A 22,266-nucleotide genomic window follows, 5' to 3' on the forward strand; every position below is an offset into this window, starting at 1 on the left:
TTAGGATTTACATGTTTTCTAATAATGCATCATCTACTAAGTTAGGAAGTGTTACTTTTAACTTCTTTTCAGCTTCCATGGCACGTTTGATAGCAAAAACAGCTTCGTCATTTCGTGCCCAACTACGTCTTGCTATCCCGTTATTCACATCCCAGAAAAGCATTGATTTTAAGCGTCTTGATGCATCTTTAGAACCATCAAGAAGCATGCCAAATCCTCCATTGATTACTTCTCCCCAGCCTACTCCTCCTCCGTTGTGGATAGAAACCCAAGTAGCTCCTCTAAAACTATCTCCAATTACATTATGAATTGCCATATCTGCTGTAAAGCGCGAACCATCATAAATATTGGAAGTTTCACGGTAAGGTGAATCAGTTCCAGATACATCATGATGATCACGACCTAAGACTACTGGGCCAATTTTTCCTTTCTTAATTGCTTTGTTAAACGCTTCTGCTATTTTCATACGTCCTTCAGCGTCTGCATATAAAATACGTGCTTGTGAACCTACAACTAACTTATTTTCTTGCGCTCCTTTAATCCACTGAATATTATCTGCCATTTGTTGTTGGATTTCTTCAGGAGATTTTTTCATAATTTTCTCCAATACCTTACAAGCAATCGCATCCGTTTTGGCTAAATCTTCTGGTTTTCCTGAAGTACATACCCAACGGAAAGGCCCAAAACCATAATCAAAACACATAGGCCCCATAATATCTTGTACATAACTAGGATACTTGAACTCTCTTCCCAACATCGGATTTGGGTTCATTACATCAGCTCCTGCTCTACTTGCTTCTAATAAAAAGGCATTCCCGTAATCAAAGAAATACGTTCCTTTTTCTGTATGTTTATTAATCGCTTTTGCGTGACGACGTAAGGTTTCTTGTACTTTTTCTTTAAACAACTCTGGATTATTCGCCATCATTTCGTTTGATTCTTCAAACGACATATCTACTGGATAATAACCTCCTGCCCATGGATTGTGCAACGATGTTTGATCTGAACCTAAATCAATATACACATCTTCTTCAGCAAACTTTTCCCAAACATCCACGATGTTTCCTAAATATGCTAACGAAACAACTTCTTCGTTTTCTTTTGCTTTACGAACACGTGCTACTAATTCATCTAAGTCTGTGATTTTTTCATCAATCCAACCTTGATCTAAACGAACCTGCGTTATTTTTGGGTTCACCTCAGCACACACTGTAATGCAACCTGCAATATTTCCTGCTTTTGGTTGTGCTCCACTCATTCCTCCTAAACCGGCAGTTACAAATAAGTTCCCTTTTGGTGATTTTCCTATTTTTCTGAATCCGTTTAACACAGTAATTGTTGTTCCATGTACAATTCCTTGTGGACCTATATACATGTAACTTCCTGCTGTCATTTGCCCATATTGAGTTACTCCTAACGCATTAAACTTTTCCCAATCATCTGGCTTTGAATAATTCGGGATCATCATACCATTTGTAACTACCACTCTTGGTGCATCTTTATGTGATGGAAATAATCCCATTGGGTGCCCTGAATACATTACTAAAGTTTGCTTATCAGTCATTTCAGATAAGTACTTCATCGTTAGTAAGTATTGTGCCCAGTTAGAAAACACCGCACCGTTACCACCATAAGTAATTAATTCATGTGGGTGTTGCGCTACTGCATAATCCAAATTATTTTGAATCATTACCATAATAGCTTTTGCTTGCTCTGATTTCCCTGGGTATTCATCAATAGAACGCGCGTACATCTTATAATCAGGACGGAAACGATACATATAAATTCGTCCGTACTTTTCTAATTCTTCAGCAAACTCAGGTAATAATGCTGAGTGATGTTCTTTATCAAAATAACGCAACGCATTACGTAAAGCTAACTTCTTTTCTTCTTCAGTTAAAATTTCTTTACGTTTTGGCGCGTGATTTATGGTAGTATCATACTCTTGCTTTGGAGGTAATGTTGTTGGAATTCCTTGTTTTATTTGTTCTTTAAAAGTCATTTTATACGTTTTTGAGTTTTCAATAAAAAACTGAAAACTTGTTAATTATAAGTTGTTGATAAGCGTAAAAAAATGAAAAAACTATGGATAACGGATATCTGCTCTGTGATACTGAGCTTCAATCCTCTTCTTATATTTTAATGTTAAAATATCCATCTTCTTTGAAGTTTGCACAAATATAAGTTTATACCCTTAAAAAATTTGATTTTAAAAGGTATAAATTTTCAGTCCTCATTTTATTTACTCTTGTATCCTAACAATAAATTGTACCTTTGACTAGTTATTGCATAAACAGATTTATGATTTTTATATCAAAACATATTATTCCGAAAGGTTTTGCTGGAATGACATTGTATCCTTTTATCTTTTTGAAAAGAGAAGATTTAAAAGGTAATCCTGTTTTGATAAATCATGAGAAAATTCACTTAAAACAACAGCGAGAACTCTTAATTGTATTTTTTTATATTCTTTATTTTTTAGAGTGGTTTATTCGATTATTGATGTATCGAAAAACATCTTTAGCATACAAAAACCTAAGTTTTGAGCGAGAGGCCTATCAAAATGAACATAATTTAGATTATATATCTACTCGAAAAAGATGGGCTTTTCTTGATTATTTATAGTTTTCAAAACATCCTGCTATTTTTTAATAATTCCGTAAATTGCGTACCCGAAAATTAAGACAATTTACGAATGGAACAAATAACTCCCTATAAACCTAAACACAAAGTACGAATTGTAACTGCGGCTTCTTTATTTGATGGACACGACGCTGCCATTAATATTATGCGCCGAATTATTCAATCTACTGGGGTTGAAGTAATTCACTTAGGACATGATAGAAGCGTTGAAGAAGTAGTAAACTGTGCTATTCAAGAAGACGCAAATGCAATTGCTATGACTTCGTACCAAGGTGGACACAACGAGTACTTTAAATACATGTATGATTTATTGCAAGAAAAAGGAGCTGGACATATTAAAATATTCGGAGGTGGTGGCGGAGTAATTCTACCAGAGGAAATCAAGGAATTGATGGACTATGGAATTACTCGTATTTACTCTCCTGATGATGGTCGTGAATTGGGATTACAAGGAATGATTAATGATTTAGTTCAACAATCAGACTTTGCCATTGGAGATGCGTTAAATGGAGAAGTAGACAAACTAGCCGATAAAGAAGTTGGCAGTATTGCTCGTGTAATTTCTGCTGCGGAGAACTTCCCCGAAGTTGCTAAAGAAGCTTTAGAAACCATTCATAAAAAAAATAAAAACTCCAAAACTCCAGTATTAGGTATCACGGGTACGGGTGGTGCTGGTAAATCGAGTTTAGTTGACGAATTAGTCCGTCGTTTCTTAATTGATTTTCCAAACAAAACGATTGGATTAATTTCTGTTGATCCTTCAAAAAGAAAAACAGGAGGAGCTTTATTAGGTGACCGTATTCGTATGAATGCTATTAACAATGAACGTGTATACATGCGTTCATTAGCTACACGTCAGTCAAACTTAGCGTTATCTAAATACGTAAACGAAGCGGTAGAAGTTTTAAAAGCTGCGGAGTTTGATTTAATCATTTTAGAGACTTCTGGTATTGGACAATCAGATACAGAGATTATCGAACATTCTGATACTTCTTTGTATGTAATGACTCCTGAATTTGGTGCTGCAACACAGTTAGAAAAAATCGACATGCTTGATTTTGCTGATTTAGTAGCTATCAATAAGTTTGATAAAAGAGGTGCTTTAGATGCTTTACGCGATGTAAAAAAGCAATACATGCGTAACAACAATTTATGGGATGTTCATATGGATGACATGCCTGTTTTTGGAACAATTGCATCTCAATTCAACGATCCAGGAATGAACTCGCTATACAAGGCGATTATGGATAAATTGGTTGAAAAGGCGGGAGCTGATTTACAATCTACTTTTGAAATTACGAAAGAAATGTCTGAAAAGATATTTGTAATTCCACCTAGTAGAACACGTTATTTATCTGAAATTTCAGAAAACAACCGCGCTTACGACAAAAAAGTTGATGAGCAAGAAAAAGTAGCTCAGAAATTATACGGAATCTATCAAACCATCTTATCTGTCATTCCGAACGAAGTGACGGAACCTTTCCTTACTAAAAACGGAATTGACCAAGATGCTATTCAGAAACAAGTTCAGGAGGAAGAACAACCATTTGTAAAGTTATTATTTGCTCAATTTGATAAAGTAAAACTAAATCTTGACCCACATAACTGGGAAATCATTTTAAACTGGCAAGAGAAAGTAAAAAAATACAAAGATCCTATTTACTCATTCAAAGTACGTGATAAGGAAATTAAAATAGAAACGCATACAGAATCACTTTCACACACACAAATTCCGAAAGTTGCTTTACCTAAATACCAAGCTTGGGGTGATTTATTACGTTGGAATTTACAAGAGAATGTTCCTGGTGAATTTCCATATGCATCAGGATTATATCCTTTTAAACGTACCGGAGAAGATCCAACGCGTATGTTTGCTGGTGAAGGTGGACCTGAGCGTACCAACCGTCGTTTCCACTATGTAAGTTTAGGTATGCCTGCTAAGCGTTTATCTACTGCATTTGACTCGGTTACATTATATGGTAACGATCCAGGACACAGACCAGATATTTATGGTAAAATTGGTAATGCTGGGGTTTCTATTTGTTGTTTAGACGATGCTAAAAAATTATATTCTGGTTTCGATTTAAGTCATGCTATGACTTCTGTTTCTATGACCATTAATGGTCCTGCTCCTATGTTATTAGGATTCTTTATGAATGCAGCCATCGATCAGAATTGTGAAAAGTACATCAAAGAACATAAACTAGAGAAAAAGGTTGAAGCTAAACTTAAAGAATTATACGACGATAAAGGTATTGACAGACCTAAATATAATGGTGATTTACCAGAAGGTAATGACGGATTAGGATTATTACTTTTAGGGGTTACCGGTGATCAAATCTTACCTGCCGATGTATATGCCGAAATTAAAGCGAATACCTTAGCACAAGTACGTGGTACAGTTCAAGCAGATATCTTAAAAGAAGATCAAGCACAAAACACGTGTATTTTCTCTACGGAATTTGCATTACGTTTAATGGGAGATGTTCAAGAATATTTTATTGAGAAAAATGTTCGTAATTTCTATTCAGTTTCAATCTCTGGATATCATATTGCAGAAGCTGGTGCAAATCCAATTACACAGTTAGCCTTAACACTAGCGAATGGATTTACCTATGTAGAGTATTACTTATCAAGAGGAATGGATATCAATAAGTTTGGACCAAACTTATCGTTCTTCTTCTCTAATGGTATTGATCCTGAATATGCGGTGATTGGTCGTGTAGCACGTAAAATTTGGGCAAAAGCACTAAAACACAAATACGGAGCGAACCCTAGAGCACAAATGTTAAAATATCATATTCAAACTTCTGGACGTTCATTACACGCTCAAGAAATTGATTTTAATGATATTCGTACAACGCTACAGGCTTTATATGCGATTTATGATAACTGTAACTCGTTACACACGAATGCGTATGATGAAGCAATTACTACGCCTACAGAAGAATCTGTACGTCGTGCAATGGCAATTCAGTTAATCATCAATAAAGAATTAGGATTGGCTAAAAACGAAAACCCAATTCAAGGTTCATTTATTATTGAAGAATTAACCGACTTAGTAGAGGAAGCTGTATTAGCTGAATTCGACAGAATTACCGAACGTGGTGGTGTATTAGGTGCGATGGAAACGATGTATCAACGTTCTAAAATTCAAGAAGAGAGCTTATACTATGAAACCTTAAAGCACACTGGTGAATTCCCAATTATTGGTGTAAATACGTTCTTAAGTTCTAAAGGTTCTCCAACGGTACAACCAGCGGAAGTAATTAGAGCTACGGAAGATGAAAAACAATTCCAAATCAAGACCAAAGAAAGCTTAAATAAAGCCAACAAAGAAAAGGTTACGGAAGAATTAACTAAAGTGCAACAAGCTGCCATTCAAAATGAAAATATTTTTGAAAAGCTAATGGAAGCTACTAAAGTTTGTTCGTTAGGTCAAATTACCTCTGCTTTATTTGAAGTTGGTGGTCAGTACAGACGAAACATGTAAGCAAACAATGTTTGCAGATAAGTATAATAAACCTCTTAGAAACTTCTAAGAGGTTTACTTTTTTGTTCTAGTTCGTTTACGAAGTTTAAAAATTCTATCATCGTAATAGGCTTTCAATTCGTCAGCAAATGACATAGGGTTTTCATAGGTTGTTAAAACTTTATAGGTATAACTCTCTAATAAATCATTCAATACTTTTTCTAATCGCTCAACTTCTTTTACTAAATAAGAAGTACTATTGGTTGTTTTTTGAATGAGCGAAATATCTTTACTAAAATTCATTGTGGTATTACCTCCAAAAATATGCGCGTGAAAAGCTTCTAACTCTTCTAAACTTCCGTTCTGGTATATTTCAATAAGTTTTGTGGTAGTTTCTGTCGCTTTTTGTTGTTCGTTTTCTTGCATCGAAAATTTATCAGGGTGTACATACAACATCGCTTCTTTATACAATTTCTTCTTCTCTTTTTGATGCTCTTTTTCTTGTGTTACCCGTTCTTTTGAAACAGGAACAACTTGAGTAACTTCCTTATAATTTTTACCTTTTCTTTTTTGCGCTAACCTTTTCTCTTTCTTGGCTTTCTTTTGTTGCTTAAACAACATAACCAACTCCCTTTCTTCTATTAATAAATCAGAAATCTCATTGCGTAATAATTGCTCAAAAGGGAACAACTTAGTTTCAACGGAAGCAATTTTAGTCTCAAAGTTTTTAATTCTCTCTTGCAGTCTTGAAACTTCATCTGACTTACACTCTGTAGGAAAGTTTTCTTTACTCATATGTAATAAAACTTATCATTTCCTTTGTAAAATAGTTAATCCTACTCGTATTTTTTCATAGGGAACTTGTTCTCTCAAGAACTCAAAATACGGTTTTAAAGCGGTTTCATTTTTCAAAACTTTTTTTGCGTTTGCTACTAACGCTAAGGTATCTGCTTCTATAAATTCATCTAAACTCACATCTTTTCCCTCTAGGTATAACTTAGATAAATGAGAAAAAATAGTGGTTGGTTTTAATCCACGATTCTCTGCTATTTCTTCAACCGTAAATCCTTCTTTATATAACTTAAACGTTTCTAAAGTGGTATCTTTTTTAGTTTTCTTCTTTTCGTTTAAAAAAGTTTTGATTTCTTCCATAAACTCAGCGCCATACACTTCTAACTTTCGCTGTCCCACTCCACTTATTGCTAGAAATTCTTCGTCAGATTGTGGCCTTTCATTTTCTATTTCTCTAAGAGTTGCATCATTAAAAACTAAATATGCTGCTATATCTTCTTCTTGAGCAATACGATAACGTAATTTTCGCAAACGTTCAAATAACGTATCCTTAACTGCTTTTTTCTTCTTCTCTTTTATAGCTATTTTTACTTCTTTTGTAAACGCTACAGGAGTGGTTAATTGTACTTTTTCACCTTCAAAAAGGACTTTATTTGAAAAATCAGTAAGTTGTAAACTGTTGTTTAAATGAAAGGCGATTTGGCAATACCCTTGATTCGTTAACTGAATTAAATAATGTTGCCAATCTCTCCAAGAAACGTCATTACCTACCCCATAGGTTTTCAGTTTATCATAATTCTTATCTAAAACTGCAGCGTTTTTGGCTCCTCTTAACACATCAATCACCGTTCCCATGGCTTCTTTTCCTTGTAATCGATAAATAGCTGAGAGTCCTTTTTGAGCAATAACAGTTCCATCAAAAAACTGTGGTGGATTCTTACACACATCGCAATTTCCGCAGTTCTCCTCTATTAATTCTCCAAAATAACTGAGTAATATTTTTCTTCGGCAAACGGTGGCTTCAGCAAATTGCTTCATACGTTCTAATTTTGCCTCTTGAACTTCTTTATTCCCTGTATTTTCAATAAACTGACGCAACTGAATAACATCGGCATAACTATGAAATAATAAAGCCTTTGCTGGTAATCCATCACGACCAGAACGCCCAATCTCTTGATAATAGCCTTCAATGTTTTTAGGCATATTGTAGTGTATTACCCAACGAACGTTCGATTTGTCAATTCCCATTCCAAAAGCAATAGTCGCGCAAATTACTTCACAATCATCTTTAATGAAGGCCTCTTGAGTTTTAGCTCTTTCTTCAAAAGATAATCCCGCATGATATGCTTTAGCATCAATGTTATTTTCTTGTAACTTTTTTGCTAATTGTTCCGTTGCTTTTCTACTCAAACAATAAATAATTCCTGCTTCATTGGGCCTTCTTTGAATAAACTTAATAATTTGTTGTACTCTATCATTTGCAGGACGCACTTCTAAAGCAATATTTTCTCTGTTAAAAGAACTTATAAATTGTGTAGCGTTGGGCACTGCTAATTGCTCTAAAATATCTTGTTGCGTTGCTTTGTCAGCCGTAGCCGTTAGCGCTACAATAGGAACATCTGGTAACGATTTTTTAAGAAACGCTAATTGTTTATATGAAGGACGAAAATCGTGCCCCCAAGCAGAAATACAGTGCGCCTCATCAACAGCAATACAACTTATATAAGATTGGTTTAATACATTTTGAAGTAATGATAAACTTTCAGGAGCTACATATAGTAGTTTTATACTTTTTGATGCTATAGCTTCAAATACATCTTGTTGTTGTTCTGTTGATTGACTACTATTGAAAAAAGTTGCAGGAATTCCGTTTGCTTTTAAGCTATCTACTTGATCTTTCATCAAAGCAATTAATGGAGAAATCACCAACGTAACGCCTTCAAAAAACAAGGCTGGTAATTGATAACAAATAGATTTTCCTCCACCTGTTGGCATAATAACCAAGGTATCTTTTTTTGCTACTATATTTTCAATAATAGCTTGTTGCTCTAAACGAAAACTATCATACCCAAAATTTACCTTTAATTTTTCTAACAATTCTTGTTCTGTAATCTGCATCATTTGGCAAAAATAGGAATAAAAAAAGCGCAGAGTTTAAACTCTACGCTTGATCTTATTTTTAGTTCTTACTACTTAATATCTTGTAACAGCACCTCCACTGCTTTTTTTAATTGAGCATCTTCTCCTCTATCCTTCCATCCTGGTGCATTTTTCACTAAGTAATCTGGTACTGCCGGTGCTTCGTTCTCCATGTTCTCTCCTGTTTTCTTTACAAACCATGCTCTAAAAGGCATACGAATCATTCCGTTAGCTAATCGCTTACTTCCTGTAGATACAACCGCTCCAAAAGTTGGTTGACCAACTAACTTCCCTAACCCTAAGCTCTTGAAGGCATGTGAGAAAATTTCAGCATTTGAATAACTATTTTCATTACATAATGCTACCACTGGTTTTGTGTTTACCGATAAAATAGCACGTTCATTAAACGGATAGTTATCTGCAAATTTTTGATGATTTTTTAAACTCTTTGCTGCTCCTCTTGGAATTGTGTATGCATGTTGATCTACATTTAACACCGCCATTAATCTATCAGTAGTCCATCCACCACCATTGTAACGCACATCGATTACAATTCCTTTTTTACCATAACCGCTTGCTTTTAGTTCACGTTCAAAACGCTCAAAACTTGGCATGTTCATTCCTTGAATATGAATATACCCTAACTGACCGTTAGAATATTCATCTACTAACTTCTTTCTTGAATTTACCCATTCTTCATATTGTAAATTTCTAAGAGATCTTTCTGGACGCAATACAACTTCTTTTCCTCTAGCTAAGCTTAACAATATCTCTTTTGATTGTGTGTTTTTTAATAAGTTATAGAAGTTTGTATTCTTTTCAATCTTCTGACCATTAACAGCAGTAATAACATCACCTACTTTTAATTTACTGTTAGACTTATCAGCTACTGAATTTGGTAATACGTATAATATTTTTACCCCTTTTTTGGTATTTTCAACTTCTAATCCTAACACCCCTACTTTATCACTTCCATTTCTAGGAGCACTTCCTCGATAGCCCATATGACTCGCATTTAACTGTCCTAACAACAAATTAAACATATAGGTATAATCTTCGTGAGTGGTTGCTGACAATACCCAAGGCTTGTACTTCTTTACTAAAGCATTCCAATTGTATCCGTGAAATTCTGGATCGTAAAAACCAGCTGTTAATGCACGAATTCCTTCTTCAAAAACTTGTTGATATACTTCCTCTCTATTAGTTGTATAGGTAGCACTATGTGGTAACTTCGTTACTTTATCTGATTTTGTATTTAATTCAGCTAATTTTCCTCTTGAAGTAAAATAAATTTTCCCTTTGTTTTCAGTAAAGTTTCGTGCATTAGCAACTCCTTTTACTAATTTTGGCTTGCTACCATCCCATTTTACCTTATAAGTGCTTCTCTTTTGTGTCGCAGGATCTGTAGCTGAGAAATAAATAAACTCACTATCTGAACTAAACACAGGGCTATACTCATTATCTTGTAAAGAAGTAACTTGAACTAAACGATTATAAATTTTGTCTTCATCAATTTTTACTTCTACTTTTTTCTTTGCTTTTTTATGCTTTTTGTCTTTTGAAGCTTCTTCTTTTTTCTCTGGATAATACGCTCCTTCTTCACGATCTAGTTTTGACTTTTCCCAATCAGATTTTTCCAACCAAACCATCCAAACATCGTAATTGATTCCGCTTCTATTTGATAAAAATGCTAACTTTTTTCCGTCAGCACTCCAAACTGGATTTCGGTCACTTCTAGGATGCATCGATACATTCATTTTTGTAGAAGGATTCTCTACAGATTGAATAAAAATTTCGCTATCAAAATTTAAGTCTTCTTGAGAATAGGCTATGTATTTACTATCTGGACTCCATGAAACTCCTTCAGCAGCTGCCCAAGAATTAGAGTATTCTTTAACATTTGCTACTTTTCCTTTTTTAATATCAGCAATCATTAAAATTCCTCTTCCCACCTGATAAGCTATCTTCTTTCCATCAGGAGAAACTAAAGAATATTCAATATCTTCTTTGCTATTTGTTAGTTTAGAAACTTTTGTTTTTAAACTACGGTGCAACCCCACCAAAGTATCTGTAGAAACTGCACTGTACAATTGATAAACTCCGTCTCTATCTGAAGAAAAAACAACTGTTTTATCGTCTAACCACTGTGGATTAATATCTCTATACGGATGCTTGCTCACATTGTTTGAGCGCTTCTTTTCTTTATTATTCTCCTTTATAAAGATTTCTCCATTAATTTCTAATGCTACGTTTTTTCCATTAGGTGAAACTGCATAATTACCAATGTTTCCTGAAACTGTTTTAGTTTCTTCTTCTTCAAAACGATTATCTGAAACAATATCTAAGTTAATTTTTTGAGTTTTTCCATTTTCTAACTTGAAAGTATCTGCCCCACTAGTATAAACAATAGTTCCATTATTACTTACTGAGAATGTTTGTACACCGTCTTTTGTTTGATTTGTTAATTGAGTAGCTGTACCATTGGCAGTTCCATTTGCAGAAATTGCTTGTTTATAAATATTATAACGTCCACTTTTTGCTCCGATGTAGTATAAATTCCCCACTGTATCCCAAACAGGAGAGTGATCATTTTTGCTACTTGTTGTTATTTGATGGTATTCGTTTGTTTCAGTGTTATAAACCCAAATATCACGTTGCGCAGAACCTGAGTAATCTTCACGAGCAATACGACATGCCCCTTTGGTAAAAGCGATTAATTTTCCGTTAGGAGCTACCGAAGCCATTTCACCATAAGCAGTTAATAATCGACGAGGTGTTTCTCCCTTTTCATTAACTACATACATTTGTTTATCCCACTCCGGACCTCTTAACACGCGACCAGTCGTAAAAACAATATCTCCTTCTTTTGTCCAATCTGTAGGAACATTGGCTGTTGGATAGTATGTTAACTGTTTAGGAACTCCTCCTTTTATAGAAGTTACAAATACATTATCATTTCCCTTTCTATTGGATGAAAACGCAATTTCGGTTCCTTCTTCATTCCATATAGGATCGCTTTCATATCCCTTATGAATTGTTAATCTCTTTGCTTGTTGGTCAGTAAAATTGTACAGCCAAATATCACCGTAATAACTAAATGCCATTTGAGAAGCGTCAGGGCTAATCGCTGGTTTACGTATTAATGTAGTTTGAGCTGACAAGAAATTCCCTGCTAAAAGTGCAAGTCCTAAAAATACTTTTTTTGTCATGTTATTCGTTTAAACCTGCAAAGTAACTATTTACAAAGAAACCTTAAAAAATTTAAGATTTTATTAACTACACTGCTTTTATTTTTAATAAATTAGCAAAAAACTTATATGAAACTAAATAAACATCTTCTTTTAATCTTTACCCTAATAATTTTTACTGGTAATATTTTCTCACAAAAAACACAAGAGATCTATATAATAGTTAAAGATCAAAAGAACATCCCTATCCAAAATGCTACTATACTTTTTGATAATATTGAACAACCTATAAAAACGGATTCAAAAGGTATTTTCAAAATAAGCACCAAGATTAAACCAAAAAATATCACAGCTTTTTCTATTAAGCACGGTATTAACACTATTAGTTATCATGGAAAAAAATACAATAGAATTAAATTACCTAATTCTAAAACAATTGCATCTTCGGAAGAGCAAAAGCCTTTTGGTAATTTTCAATATAGAAACATCTACGATTACATTAGAGCTAAGCAAATTCCTGGAGTTACAATCTCAAGTAATAATCAAATAATTATTCGAGGCGTCAACAGTTTAAACAGTTCATCAGAACCGTTATATGTAGTAAACAATGCTCCTGTTGGGTTACCAACTTTTGAAAACATAACCCCAGAAAGCATAAAAAAAATAACTGTTTTAAAAGGTTCAGACGCTGCTTATTACGGACTTAGAGGTGCTAATGGTGTAATTAAAGTTACTACTTATTAACAACTGAGTTTATAAAAGTTTTTATTTCTTTTCCTTTTTGCAAGCTATTTATAAATGCAGATCCTATAATCGCTCCATTCATGTACTCGCAAGCTGTAGTAAAAGTTTTATTATCTGAAATACCAAAACCAACAATAAGTTTACTTTGTAAATTCATGGCTTGAATTCTTTTAAAATAGGCTATTTGTTCTTCGGAAACTTCTCCTTTTACACCTGTGATAGAAGCTGAAGCGACTACATAAATAAATGCTTTGGTTAAGCTATCAACCTTACGAATACGCTCTTCAGAAGTATGTGGTGTAATTAAAAACACGTTTGTAATTCCGTATTTTTCAAATAACTGCTGATAGTGATTTTCGTATTCAACCATTGGTAAATCTGGAATAATTACCGTATCAATGCCACAGTCCTTTACTTTTTGACAGAATTTATCTTCTCCATATTTAATAATCTGATTCAAGTATCCCATCACTACTAATGGCGTTTTATTCGTTTCTTTTATAGAAGACAACTGTTCAAAAACCACGTCGAGATTCATACCGTTTCTCAACGCTACACCACTACTATGCTGAATAGTTGGTCCATCTGCAAGTGGGTCAGAATATGGCAAACCTACTTCTATAAAATCTACTCCACTATTACTTAACTTAGCAATAACTTTTGTAGTATCTTCTAATTTTGGAAAACCTGCGGTAAAAAAAATTGATAATAAATTGTTTTCCTTTTTATTGAATATATGTTGAATTGAGTTCATTTCTAATAGCTTTTAGCCATTAGCCAGAGGCTATTGGCTTAAATGTTTTATATACGTTTCTAAATCTTTATCACCTCTACCTGATAAATTCACCACAATCACTTGATCTTTTTGTAAATCCATTTTTGGTAATACTGCTAATGCATGCGCACTCTCTAATGCTGGAATAATTCCTTCTATTTTTGTCAATTCATAAGCAGCATCTAGAGCTTCTTTATCCGTAGCATTCATAAATGTTGCTCGTTTTGTTTCATGTAAATAAGCATGTAACGGTCCCACTCCTGGATAATCTAATCCTGCAGAAATAGAATATGGTTCTACAATTTGTCCGTATTCATCTTGCATTAAGATGGTTTTACTCCCATGAATAACTCCTACTTCCCCTAATTGTGACGTTGCTGCACTTTCTCCGGAACTCACTCCTAATCCTGCTGCTTCAACTGCGATTAGTTCCACTTCTTTATCTTCTAAATAATGATAAAAAGCACCTGCTGCATTACTTCCTCCACCTACACAAGCTATAATAGTATCAGGATTTTCTTTCCCTGTTTGTTCTTTTAGCTGTACTTTCATTTCTTCTGAAATCACTGCTTGTAATCGCGCTACCATATCTGGATACGGATGTGGACCTACCACAGAGCCTATTAAGTAATACGTATCTGGATACTGAATCCAATAGCGGATAGCTTCATTCGTAGCATCTTTCAGGGTTTTGCTTCCACTGGTTGCTGGTACTACTTTTGCTCCCAACATTTTCATACGGGCAACATTCGGCGCTTGTCGTTGAATATCAGTTTCTCCCATAAAAACAACGCATTCTAACCCCATTAAGGCACATACTGTAGCTGTAGCCACTCCATGTTGCCCTGCACCTGTTTCTGCTAAAATTTTAGTTTTTCCTAAATGTTTTGCGATTAGAATTTGACCAATGGTATTGTTTACTTTATGCGCGCCTGTATGATTTAAATCTTCTCTTTTTAAATAAATAGTTGCTCCATACTTTTCTGATAACCTTTTTGCTAAATACAGAGGACTTGGACGACCAACATAGTGTTTTAATAAATCTTTATATTCCTCTTGAAACTCTTCAGATTCTATAATTTTTATATAATTATCTTCTAATTCTTTTACGTTTGGGTATAACAATTCTGGTATAAATGCTCCTCCAAATTGTCCGTAATACCCGTTATTATCTGGTTGAAATTTCATATAATTTGTTTTAGCTGTTAGCCGTTAGCTTTTTAAACTTTTTTATTTTTTCTACTGATTTTACTCCTGGCTTGGTTTCAAACTTGCTATTCACATCAATGGCAAAGCAGTATTGTGATTCTTTTCTTTTAAGAAAGGATTGTAATTCTCCTACCTCTTCTAAACCTATTCCTCCGCTTAAAAAGAAAGGTTTTGTTGAATTGTAATCTCTCAAAACCTGCCAGTTAAAAGTTACTCCGTTTCCTCCTCGCTCTTTCCCCTTGGTATCAAACAAAAAGTAATCAACTACTTCTTCGTACGGTTTTAAAAGGTCAAAATTGAATTCTCCTTTAATTCCAAACACCTTAATAATTTCTAGTTTTGGTAAATACCCCTTTAATTTTTGAATATATTCAACAGGTTCATCTCCATGCAACTGAACCGAATCCAGCTGATATTCTTCAACTAAAGAAACTACAATCTCCAAATACTCATTTACAAAAACACCTACTTTTTTGATTCCTTTAGGTAGTTTCGGAATGATGCCTTCAAAATTTCTTGATGATTTTTCATAGAAAATAAACCCTAAATAATCAGGTTGTAATTCAGCTACTTGCTGAATATTTTCTATAAACTTCATTCCACAAACTTTTAGTTTCATATTATCTGATTTGATCGATAAATTCTTGACATGCTTGACCTGGGTTTTCTGTTTTCATAAAGTTTTCCCCTATTAAAAAACCATGAAAACCATGTTCTTTTAACCCTGTTATAATTCTTGGATCTGAAATTCCACTTTCTGAAACTTTTACAACTGTATCTGGAATTTGACTTGCTAGATTTATTGAGTGTTCTAAATCAACTTCAAACGTTTTTAAGTTTCTGTTATTGATTCCTATAATTTTATTATCCAAATCTCCAATTTTATCTAAATCTTCCTGAGTATGAACTTCATACAAAACCTCCAGTCCTAAATCAGTTGCTAATTGACCGTAATTCTTCAATTGTTCAGCTGTCAAACAAGTAGCTATTAACAATACCACATCGGCACCAATTGCTTTAGCTTCTACTATTTGAAATCCATCAACAATAAAATCTTTTCTTAAAATGGGTTTTTGTTGATTAATTACTCGTGCTTCCATCAAATCTGCCATGGTACCTCCAAAAAAAGAAGTATCGGTTAAGATTGATTGTGCTGCTACATTAGCATCTAAATATCCATTCGTTACTTCAGTAATCGTTGCCTTGTCATTGATAATTCCTTTAGAAGGCGATTGACGTTTAAACTCTGCTATAATTCCTGTTGAATAAGGCTCCAATAATGATTTTTTCAAAGAAATTGGTTGTCTTTTAAAATTCGGGCTTTCTACCAATTTTTTAACAGCTACTTCAGCTTTTATTTTTGCTACTTCCTGTTTTTTAAAGGCTATTATTTTATCTAAAATAGTCATCTTATATTCTTTTTGTTATTGCGAACAAAATGAAGTAATCTAAATTATTTTCTTTACAGAAAGATTCCTTCACTACCACTTCGACTACGCTCAGTGTCCGTTCGGAATGACGTTTTTTTATTTTAATTTACTAATTTTTCTAACGATTGTTTTGCTTTTAACCCTAATAACGAATCTTTTGCTTCTTCAAATGCGGTTTCAAAACGCTTATTTTTATTAAAAGTTTTTAAGGCAAATGCCGCGTTGGTTAATACCACATTATTTTGAGCTTCTGTTCCTTTTCCATTAATAATATCTACAAATATATCTGCAGCCTCTTTAACGGTATTGCCTCCAAAAATAGCCGATGGAGCAATTTGTTTTTGTCCTAAATCAGATGGAGAAACTTGTTGCTCAGCCTCTTTTGTAAATAATTTAAAATCTCCTGTTAACGATATTTCGTCGTACCCATCTAATGCATGTACCACACCATAATTTACTTCAGATTGTTGCAACATATAATTGTACACTCTGGCAACCTCTAAATTAAATACGCCCACCAATTGATTTTGTGGACGACTTGGATTTACCAATGGCCCCAACATGTTAAAAAATGTTTTTACTCCTAATTCTCTTCGAATAGGTGCTACAACTTTCATCGCCGGATGAAATAACGGTGCGTGTAAAAAACAAATATTAGCTTCATCTAACTGACGCTTTAACGTAGTCTCATCATTTGTAAAATTATATCCTAAAAACTCTAACATATTAGAAGAACCTGACGCTGAAGACACACCATAGTTTCCATGTTTTGCAACTTTATGTCCTGTTCCCGCCACAATAAATGAGGTTAATGTTGAAATGTTGAACGTATTTTTTCCATCTCCCCCTGTTCCGCATAAATCAATCGTATTAAAGTCTGATAAATCTACCTTTATCGCTAATTCTAATAAAGCTTCTCTAAACCCTGATAATTCATCAACCGAAACTGGTCGCATTAAAAACACGGTAATGAATGCAGCTATTTGTGAAGCATTGTATTTTTCTTGTGCAATATTTATCAAAACTTCTTTCGATTGTTCCTTGGTCAATCGTTTTTGTTCAAATAAGGTGTTTAGTATTTTTTTCATATCAATAGCTTTAAGCTTTAAGCTTTTGGCTTTCGGCAAAAGCAATAAAATTCTGAATCATTTTTTTTCCGTCTGGAGTTAAAATACTTTCTGGATGAAACTGTACCGCTTCAATGGGAAATTCTTTATGACGTAGTGCCATAATGCTACCATCTTCATCAATTACTGTTACTTCTAATTCCTCTGGAAAATTAATATGAGAAGCAATCCACGAATGGTAACGAGCTGCTTCAAATGTTTCTGGAATATCTTTAAAAGTGACTGTATCACTCTTGGTTACTTTCATTTCAGTAGCAACTCCATGAAACACATCGTTTAAGTTTTCTAATTCCCCTCCAAAAACTTCAGTAATGGCTTGCAAACCCAAACACACTCCAAAAATTGGAATTTTACCTGCATAGGTTTTTATAGTTTCCTTTAAAATACCTGCTTCATCAGGAATTCCTGGTCCTGGTGACAGGATAATAGCATCGTAGTTTTTAATTTCTTCTACAGAAATTTCGTCGTTACGATATACATCAGGTAACTTTCCTGTGATATCTTCTACATAATGTACCAGATTGTAGGTAAATGAGTCGTAGTTATCTAAAATCAGTATATCCATCTTATATGTTTTCTGCTAACACTAATGCTTTTTTTAATGCTGCTAATTTGTTATTTACTTCTTGTAATTCGTTTTCTTCTTTTGAATTGATTACAATTCCCGCTCCTGCCTGATAATACAACGTATTATTTTTACTTACAAAAGAACGAATTGCTATGGCTTGATTTACATTTCCGTTTAAACCAATAAAACCAACACATCCACCATAAAACCCACGAGTTTGATTTTCGTATGTATCTATCAATTCCATAGCTTTGTATTTTGGTGCTCCACTTAATGTTCCTGCAGGAAATGTATCTCCAACAATTTCTATCGGGTTCCCTGTAATTTTACCTGTCACTGTTGATACCAAATGAATTACATGACTAAAATATTGAACCTCTTTGTAGGTTTCAACTGTTACATTGGTTGCATGTTTACTTAAATCATTTCTTGCTAAATCAACCAACATTACATGTTCTGCATTTTCTTTCGGGTCATTTGCCAACTCTTTTGCTAGCTTTCTATCTTTCTCATCATCACCTGTTCTTCTAAAGGTTCCTGCAATTGGGTTTATAATTGCTTGTCCATCTGTTATTTTAATTTGTGCTTCGGGTGAAGACCCCATCAATTTAAAGCTTCCGTAGTCAAAATAAAATAAATATGGAGAAGGATTTATAGAGCGTAATGCTCTGTACACATTAAATTCATCTCCTTTAAATTTTTGTTGAAATTGACGTGATAAAACCAACTGAAAAACATCTCCTCTTTTACAGTGTTCTTTTGCTTTTGTTACACTTTTTTTAAACTCTTCATCTGTAATATTAGATGTTTCTTCTCCTTCAAAAGCGAAGTCATATTTAGCAAAAGATTGAGAGTTTACTAAGTTTTCAATTTCTGATAATCGAGGCTCTTCTCCTTCTGGTATATTTTCTATCAAAATCATTTCATTTTTAAAATGATTGATTGCTACGATAAATCGGAAAAAGCTATATTGTAATACTGGAATTTCAGAAGGTGCTTTATCTGATTTTAACTGAATTGTTTCAAAATACTGAACTGCATCAAAAGTAGTATAACCATACAGTCCATTAAATGATTTTATTTCCTCCGAACAGTCTACCGAAATAACATTGCTATATGTATCAAATTTCTCGTAAAAATTTCTTTGAATAGATTCTCTTTCTAACTCTTCTTTTTGATAAGACAATAACAACTCATCGTTTTCTGCTTTGATGGTCACCAACGGTTCTATACATAAAAACGAATAACTATTTTCTTTACTATGATAATCTGAACTTTCTAACAGCAAACTATTTGCATACTTATCTCTTGTTCTTAAGTACAAACTTACTGGCGTAACCATATCTGCCAATTGTTTTTTTGCTATTGTTTTAAATTTTATTTTTTTCATTTTAGTTTGATGTATAAAAACAAAAAAGGCTTATCATGAGATAAGCCTTTTCGTTGTATTATAGATATAACAAGATGGTCTCACTAACGTAAGTTATGAGTTTTCCACCACCAGTTATTTAATTGTTGATTCATCATTATGATGCAAATGTATAAAGTGATTTTGAATTGACAAATTTTTTAAAAGTTAATTTTTTCCTTTACTAGTATTATAAGACCTATCCATTAACTGTAAATTAGTTTCTGAAGATATTAACTCTAGCTCCTTTAAAAGCTCGTTAGTATCGATAGATTTGACAAAAGAATCTAATTCCTTCAGCCTACTTACCTCTGTTAATTTTTTATAACTTACCTCTTCCGACATATAGGTTTTTAGCTTTTCTGTTATTTTGACAATAATTTGTAAATTATTTTTATTTTCATTCATAACTTTATACAGAGGCTTAATATCATCTATTGATATTTGCTTTAAACTATCTACATCAAACAACTCCAAAGTTCTATCATCATCAAGTTTAGTATATGTTAAATATTCTTTTCCTCCATGATTAATATAAACCCTTTTATTTATAATACTCATCTTTTTTATTTGAGAAAAACCTACCTCTCCATTTTCTGTATGAATAATTATTGAATTAATTAATTTTGTCACCCATTTTTTGAAAACATCATGTTTTTCATTAGCCCTAAAAACACGTGTAATAAATCGAATAGGAAAAAAAATATCTTCATATGTTCTATCTTGAGTTTTAATACGTGATTCAAAAACTTTAAACAATTCGCTTTTTAAATATAATTGATCTTTATACTCATTTGAAATCAGTTCTCCTTGTTTATTTGTTATATTTAAAAACTCACTTTTTTCTAACTCATTATTATTAAAATTACTACCATTATTATAACTTAGCTTATCAACTAAAAACTCAGTATATCGAAAAAGTCCACTCTTATAGTTTTGTAATGTTTTTAAAGAGCGATAAAACACTAGATCTGCTTTTTTAATAGACAAATTCTGTACAATTATTTCTTCTATGTTTTTTATTTCGTCTACATCACCTTTTTCATAATTTTCTTTAAAAAGACAAAACACTGACTTAGTCGTACCATTCTTTTCAAAATTAATTATATTGTTTATACCCAAAACATAACTTAAATAAGATTTTGCGGAAGAGGGGCTTATTTTTGCGTTTAAAATAAGCCATAATTCAAATTCTTCTTTTAATAAAAATTCACTCATTCTATTCATAATTTATTTTATTTATCATTTGTTTTTCAATTATTAAATTATCTTTTATCCGTTTAGTCACTAATTCAGATTGATATCCAATTGTTTTTATAATGTATTCTTCTTTATAAATTTTTAAACCACTTTTTGTTATAAAAGGAGTATCATCATTGGTAAATGATACACTTAATAATTTATCATCATCGTTATTATAAGAAACAAAAGACAACTTAGGGTGCTTCTCTACAATCTTGGACGTGTAAAACTCTTGTAAACATTCTTCAGCTTGAAACTCATTTTCATATTTCACTCCTTTACTTTCAAGTAAAACTTCTATAACACTTTTAAAATAACTAAAAGCATCGTTTCTAGCCTGTACTACATTTTTATTCCTAAACTCTTTGTAAATATTTATTAACTCTTCTTCTTTAAAGTTTGAATTTCTATATAAACATCCACTTACTATATAAACTAAAGCCATTCTTTTATTAAATTGTTTATTTTTTGATTTGATGAATTCCTATACTTAATTTCACTTTTAATTTCATCAAGCACTTTAAACTGTTCTTTTACTAAAAAAAGAGGTAGTTGCTTCAAAGATTCATCATAAAGATATTTTTGTAACTTTTCTTCACTTAAGTTTAATAAATCTACACCTAATAATTTTGATATTATTTTTAGCTGTTTGGTATAAGTTTTAACTTTTTCTCTATACTTGTTTTCTTCTCTGAGAGATAAGTTTTCAAAGAAAGTATTTTTACAGTGTATGTTTTCTGATTTTACACTAGAAACTTGATAAAACTGAAGTGTTGGAAAGATATTAAAATGAAAACCGTACAAAGACTTTTTTATAAGTTTTAACGATAAGTTATTTTCAAAATCGTGAATATAACGCACCAAAGTATCCTCTATAAACTTTTTAGGAAGAAAACCAGCTCTTCCAAAGGTATGTGTTTTGGGGGCTTCTTGATTATAGTATTCGTAATACATCTTCTCAAGAACCAACCCTAACTTTAACGAATTCTCTACAAGACCTAATGACTTTCCAATTGCCAAAATTGGAAAAACACTTGGTAACGATGGCTCACTGATTTTCTTTTTGGAGATTGTTGTTGATTCATTTTTTATACCAAATGACAATGTCAAAGATAAATTTACTCTTGAACGAGTTTCAAAAAACAATACATCTTCAATAGAGGTTTCATGTATGTCTTTTTTCTTAAAAAAATAATTAAGATAATACTCTGGCAATTCTGCATCATTTTTAGCCAAAATCATGCTAGCAATTTTTCGTGAAAAAACTAACGATTTGTCTCTCAGTATTTTAGATTTTTCATTTTCAAAAACCTCTGTAATTTTTTTTACTTTTTTGTTTTTTTCATCAGAATTTTCATAAAACTGCGCATGCATAACATAAAAAATAGGATACTTGTTCATAATATTTGTTTTTAAATTACAAATACTATACATCCAGAAAAAAGTCAAGAATTAACCATTTTCTCTACCAACAACTTAATTTTAACTTAATTTAACATTTTTTAACATAAAAAAAACACACCAGTTTA

Annotated in this window: 17 protein-coding genes; 3 read left to right on the forward strand and 14 right to left on the reverse strand. The window is 32.7% G+C overall.

The genetic code is table 11. The annotated features are described in order from the left end of the window. Positions 1 to 7: 7 nt before the first annotated feature. On the reverse strand, positions 8 to 2,002 hold the full coding sequence (locus Q0663_RS08250) for a urocanate hydratase (RefSeq protein WP_299009229.1): 1,995 nt from the start codon (positions 2,000 to 2,002) through the stop codon (positions 8 to 10). A 299-nt stretch (positions 2,003 to 2,301) separates the two neighbouring features. Between Q0663_RS08250 and Q0663_RS08255 the strand changes: the two genes are divergently transcribed. Together Q0663_RS08255 and Q0663_RS08260 are read left to right on the forward strand one after the other, a co-directional pair. Further along, positions 2,302 to 2,625 (forward strand): hypothetical protein, encoded by a 324-nt coding sequence (locus Q0663_RS08255; protein ID WP_299009231.1) that lies wholly within the window; start codon positions 2,302 to 2,304, stop codon positions 2,623 to 2,625. A gap of 70 nt (positions 2,626 to 2,695) precedes the next feature. Continuing rightward, a complete protein-coding gene (locus Q0663_RS08260; protein ID WP_299009233.1) occupies positions 2,696 to 6,136 on the forward strand; it encodes a methylmalonyl-CoA mutase family protein in 3,441 nt (1,146 codons plus the stop codon). A 54-nt stretch (positions 6,137 to 6,190) separates the two neighbouring features. Here Q0663_RS08260 and Q0663_RS08265 read toward each other — a convergent pair whose 3' ends face one another. The 3 genes from Q0663_RS08265 to Q0663_RS08275 form a co-directional block, all read right to left on the reverse strand. Continuing rightward, positions 6,191 to 6,910, reverse strand: a complete 720-nt coding sequence (locus Q0663_RS08265) for a hypothetical protein (protein ID WP_299009236.1) — start codon at positions 6,908 to 6,910, stop codon at positions 6,191 to 6,193. A 15-nt stretch (positions 6,911 to 6,925) separates the two neighbouring features. Then, positions 6,926 to 9,028 carry a DNA helicase RecQ gene (recQ, locus tag Q0663_RS08270; protein ID WP_299009239.1) on the reverse strand — a complete coding sequence of 701 codons (2,103 nt, stop codon included), beginning with the start codon at positions 9,026 to 9,028 and terminating at the stop codon, positions 6,926 to 6,928. Positions 9,029 to 9,096: 68 nt separating this feature from the next. Then, complete coding sequence (locus tag Q0663_RS08275; RefSeq protein WP_299009242.1) at positions 9,097 to 12,255, reverse strand: S41 family peptidase; 3,159 nt, start codon at positions 12,253 to 12,255, stop codon at positions 9,097 to 9,099. Positions 12,256 to 12,363: 108 nt separating this feature from the next. Between Q0663_RS08275 and Q0663_RS08280 the strand changes: the two genes are divergently transcribed. Continuing rightward, positions 12,364 to 12,978, forward strand: coding sequence for a TonB-dependent receptor plug domain-containing protein (locus Q0663_RS08280; protein WP_299009245.1), 615 nt, complete (start codon positions 12,364 to 12,366; stop codon positions 12,976 to 12,978). Here the strand turns inward: Q0663_RS08280 and trpA are convergent. The 10 genes from trpA to Q0663_RS08330 form a co-directional block, all read right to left on the reverse strand. Further along, complete coding sequence (gene trpA, locus Q0663_RS08285; protein ID WP_299009248.1) at positions 12,968 to 13,732, reverse strand: tryptophan synthase subunit alpha; 765 nt, start codon at positions 13,730 to 13,732, stop codon at positions 12,968 to 12,970. The two genes, Q0663_RS08280 and trpA, sit on opposite strands and share 11 nt — an antisense overlap. 30 nt (positions 13,733 to 13,762) lie before the next feature. Continuing rightward, positions 13,763 to 14,941, reverse strand: a complete 1,179-nt coding sequence (gene trpB / locus Q0663_RS08290) for a tryptophan synthase subunit beta (RefSeq protein ID WP_299009251.1) — start codon at positions 14,939 to 14,941, stop codon at positions 13,763 to 13,765. A gap of 10 nt (positions 14,942 to 14,951) precedes the next feature. Next, positions 14,952 to 15,560 carry a phosphoribosylanthranilate isomerase gene (locus Q0663_RS08295; protein ID WP_299009254.1) on the reverse strand — a complete coding sequence of 203 codons (609 nt, stop codon included), beginning with the start codon at positions 15,558 to 15,560 and terminating at the stop codon, positions 14,952 to 14,954. Between the two features lie 22 nt (positions 15,561 to 15,582). Further along, positions 15,583 to 16,371 carry an indole-3-glycerol phosphate synthase TrpC gene (gene trpC, locus Q0663_RS08300; RefSeq protein WP_299009257.1) on the reverse strand — a complete coding sequence of 263 codons (789 nt, stop codon included), beginning with the start codon at positions 16,369 to 16,371 and terminating at the stop codon, positions 15,583 to 15,585. A 122-nt stretch (positions 16,372 to 16,493) separates the two neighbouring features. Further along, a complete protein-coding gene (trpD, locus tag Q0663_RS08305; RefSeq protein ID WP_299009260.1) occupies positions 16,494 to 17,480 on the reverse strand; it encodes an anthranilate phosphoribosyltransferase in 987 nt (328 codons plus the stop codon). A gap of 10 nt (positions 17,481 to 17,490) precedes the next feature. Further along, a complete protein-coding gene (locus Q0663_RS08310; protein WP_299009263.1) occupies positions 17,491 to 18,084 on the reverse strand; it encodes an aminodeoxychorismate/anthranilate synthase component II in 594 nt (197 codons plus the stop codon). A gap of 1 nt (position 18,085) precedes the next feature. Next, positions 18,086 to 19,477 (reverse strand): anthranilate synthase component I family protein, encoded by a 1,392-nt coding sequence (locus Q0663_RS08315; RefSeq protein ID WP_299009266.1) that lies wholly within the window; start codon positions 19,475 to 19,477, stop codon positions 18,086 to 18,088. Between the two features lie 186 nt (positions 19,478 to 19,663). Next, positions 19,664 to 20,713, reverse strand: a complete 1,050-nt coding sequence (locus Q0663_RS08320) for a hypothetical protein (RefSeq protein WP_299009269.1) — start codon at positions 20,711 to 20,713, stop codon at positions 19,664 to 19,666. Between the two features lies 1 nt (position 20,714). Further along, positions 20,715 to 21,182 carry a hypothetical protein gene (locus Q0663_RS08325; RefSeq protein WP_299009272.1) on the reverse strand — a complete coding sequence of 156 codons (468 nt, stop codon included), beginning with the start codon at positions 21,180 to 21,182 and terminating at the stop codon, positions 20,715 to 20,717. Then, positions 21,173 to 22,138 carry a hypothetical protein gene (locus tag Q0663_RS08330; protein WP_299009275.1) on the reverse strand — a complete coding sequence of 322 codons (966 nt, stop codon included), beginning with the start codon at positions 22,136 to 22,138 and terminating at the stop codon, positions 21,173 to 21,175. The genes Q0663_RS08325 and Q0663_RS08330 overlap by 10 nt, the downstream gene beginning before the upstream one ends. Positions 22,139 to 22,266 lie beyond the last annotated feature (128 nt).

The sequence above is a fragment of the uncultured Tenacibaculum sp. genome (genome assembly GCF_947504135.1).
Lineage (GTDB): Bacteria > Bacteroidota > Bacteroidia > Flavobacteriales > Flavobacteriaceae > Polaribacter.

What these genes read in the sequence shown, in the direction of transcription:
- Q0663_RS08255 (WP_299009231.1), top strand. Translation starts at nt 2,302, where the DNA reads ATGATTTTTATATCAAAACATATTATTCCGAAAGGTTTTGCTGGAATG.
- Q0663_RS08310 (WP_299009263.1), bottom strand. Translation starts at nt 18,084, where the DNA reads ATGGATATACTGATTTTAGATAACTACGACTCATTTACCTACAATCTG.
- Q0663_RS08295 (WP_299009254.1), bottom strand. Translation starts at nt 15,560, where the DNA reads ATGAAGTTTATAGAAAATATTCAGCAAGTAGCTGAATTACAACCTGAT.
- Q0663_RS08260 (WP_299009233.1), top strand. Translation starts at nt 2,696, where the DNA reads ATGGAACAAATAACTCCCTATAAACCTAAACACAAAGTACGAATTGTA.
- Q0663_RS08275 (WP_299009242.1), bottom strand. Translation starts at nt 12,255, where the DNA reads ATGACAAAAAAAGTATTTTTAGGACTTGCACTTTTAGCAGGGAATTTC.
- Q0663_RS08250 (WP_299009229.1), bottom strand. Translation starts at nt 2,002, where the DNA reads ATGACTTTTAAAGAACAAATAAAACAAGGAATTCCAACAACATTACCT.
- trpC (WP_299009257.1), bottom strand. Translation starts at nt 16,371, where the DNA reads ATGACTATTTTAGATAAAATAATAGCCTTTAAAAAACAGGAAGTAGCA.
- Q0663_RS08315 (WP_299009266.1), bottom strand. Translation starts at nt 19,477, where the DNA reads ATGAAAAAAATAAAATTTAAAACAATAGCAAAAAAACAATTGGCAGAT.
- recQ (WP_299009239.1), bottom strand. Translation starts at nt 9,028, where the DNA reads ATGATGCAGATTACAGAACAAGAATTGTTAGAAAAATTAAAGGTAAAT.
- Q0663_RS08330 (WP_299009275.1), bottom strand. Translation starts at nt 22,138, where the DNA reads ATGAACAAGTATCCTATTTTTTATGTTATGCATGCGCAGTTTTATGAA.
- Q0663_RS08320 (WP_299009269.1), bottom strand. Translation starts at nt 20,713, where the DNA reads ATGAGTGAATTTTTATTAAAAGAAGAATTTGAATTATGGCTTATTTTA.
- Q0663_RS08265 (WP_299009236.1), bottom strand. Translation starts at nt 6,910, where the DNA reads ATGAGTAAAGAAAACTTTCCTACAGAGTGTAAGTCAGATGAAGTTTCA.
- Q0663_RS08325 (WP_299009272.1), bottom strand. Translation starts at nt 21,182, where the DNA reads ATGGCTTTAGTTTATATAGTAAGTGGATGTTTATATAGAAATTCAAAC.
- trpA (WP_299009248.1), bottom strand. Translation starts at nt 13,732, where the DNA reads ATGAACTCAATTCAACATATATTCAATAAAAAGGAAAACAATTTATTA.
- trpD (WP_299009260.1), bottom strand. Translation starts at nt 17,480, where the DNA reads ATGAAAAAAATACTAAACACCTTATTTGAACAAAAACGATTGACCAAG.
- Q0663_RS08280 (WP_299009245.1), top strand. Translation starts at nt 12,364, where the DNA reads ATGAAACTAAATAAACATCTTCTTTTAATCTTTACCCTAATAATTTTT.
- trpB (WP_299009251.1), bottom strand. Translation starts at nt 14,941, where the DNA reads ATGAAATTTCAACCAGATAATAACGGGTATTACGGACAATTTGGAGGA.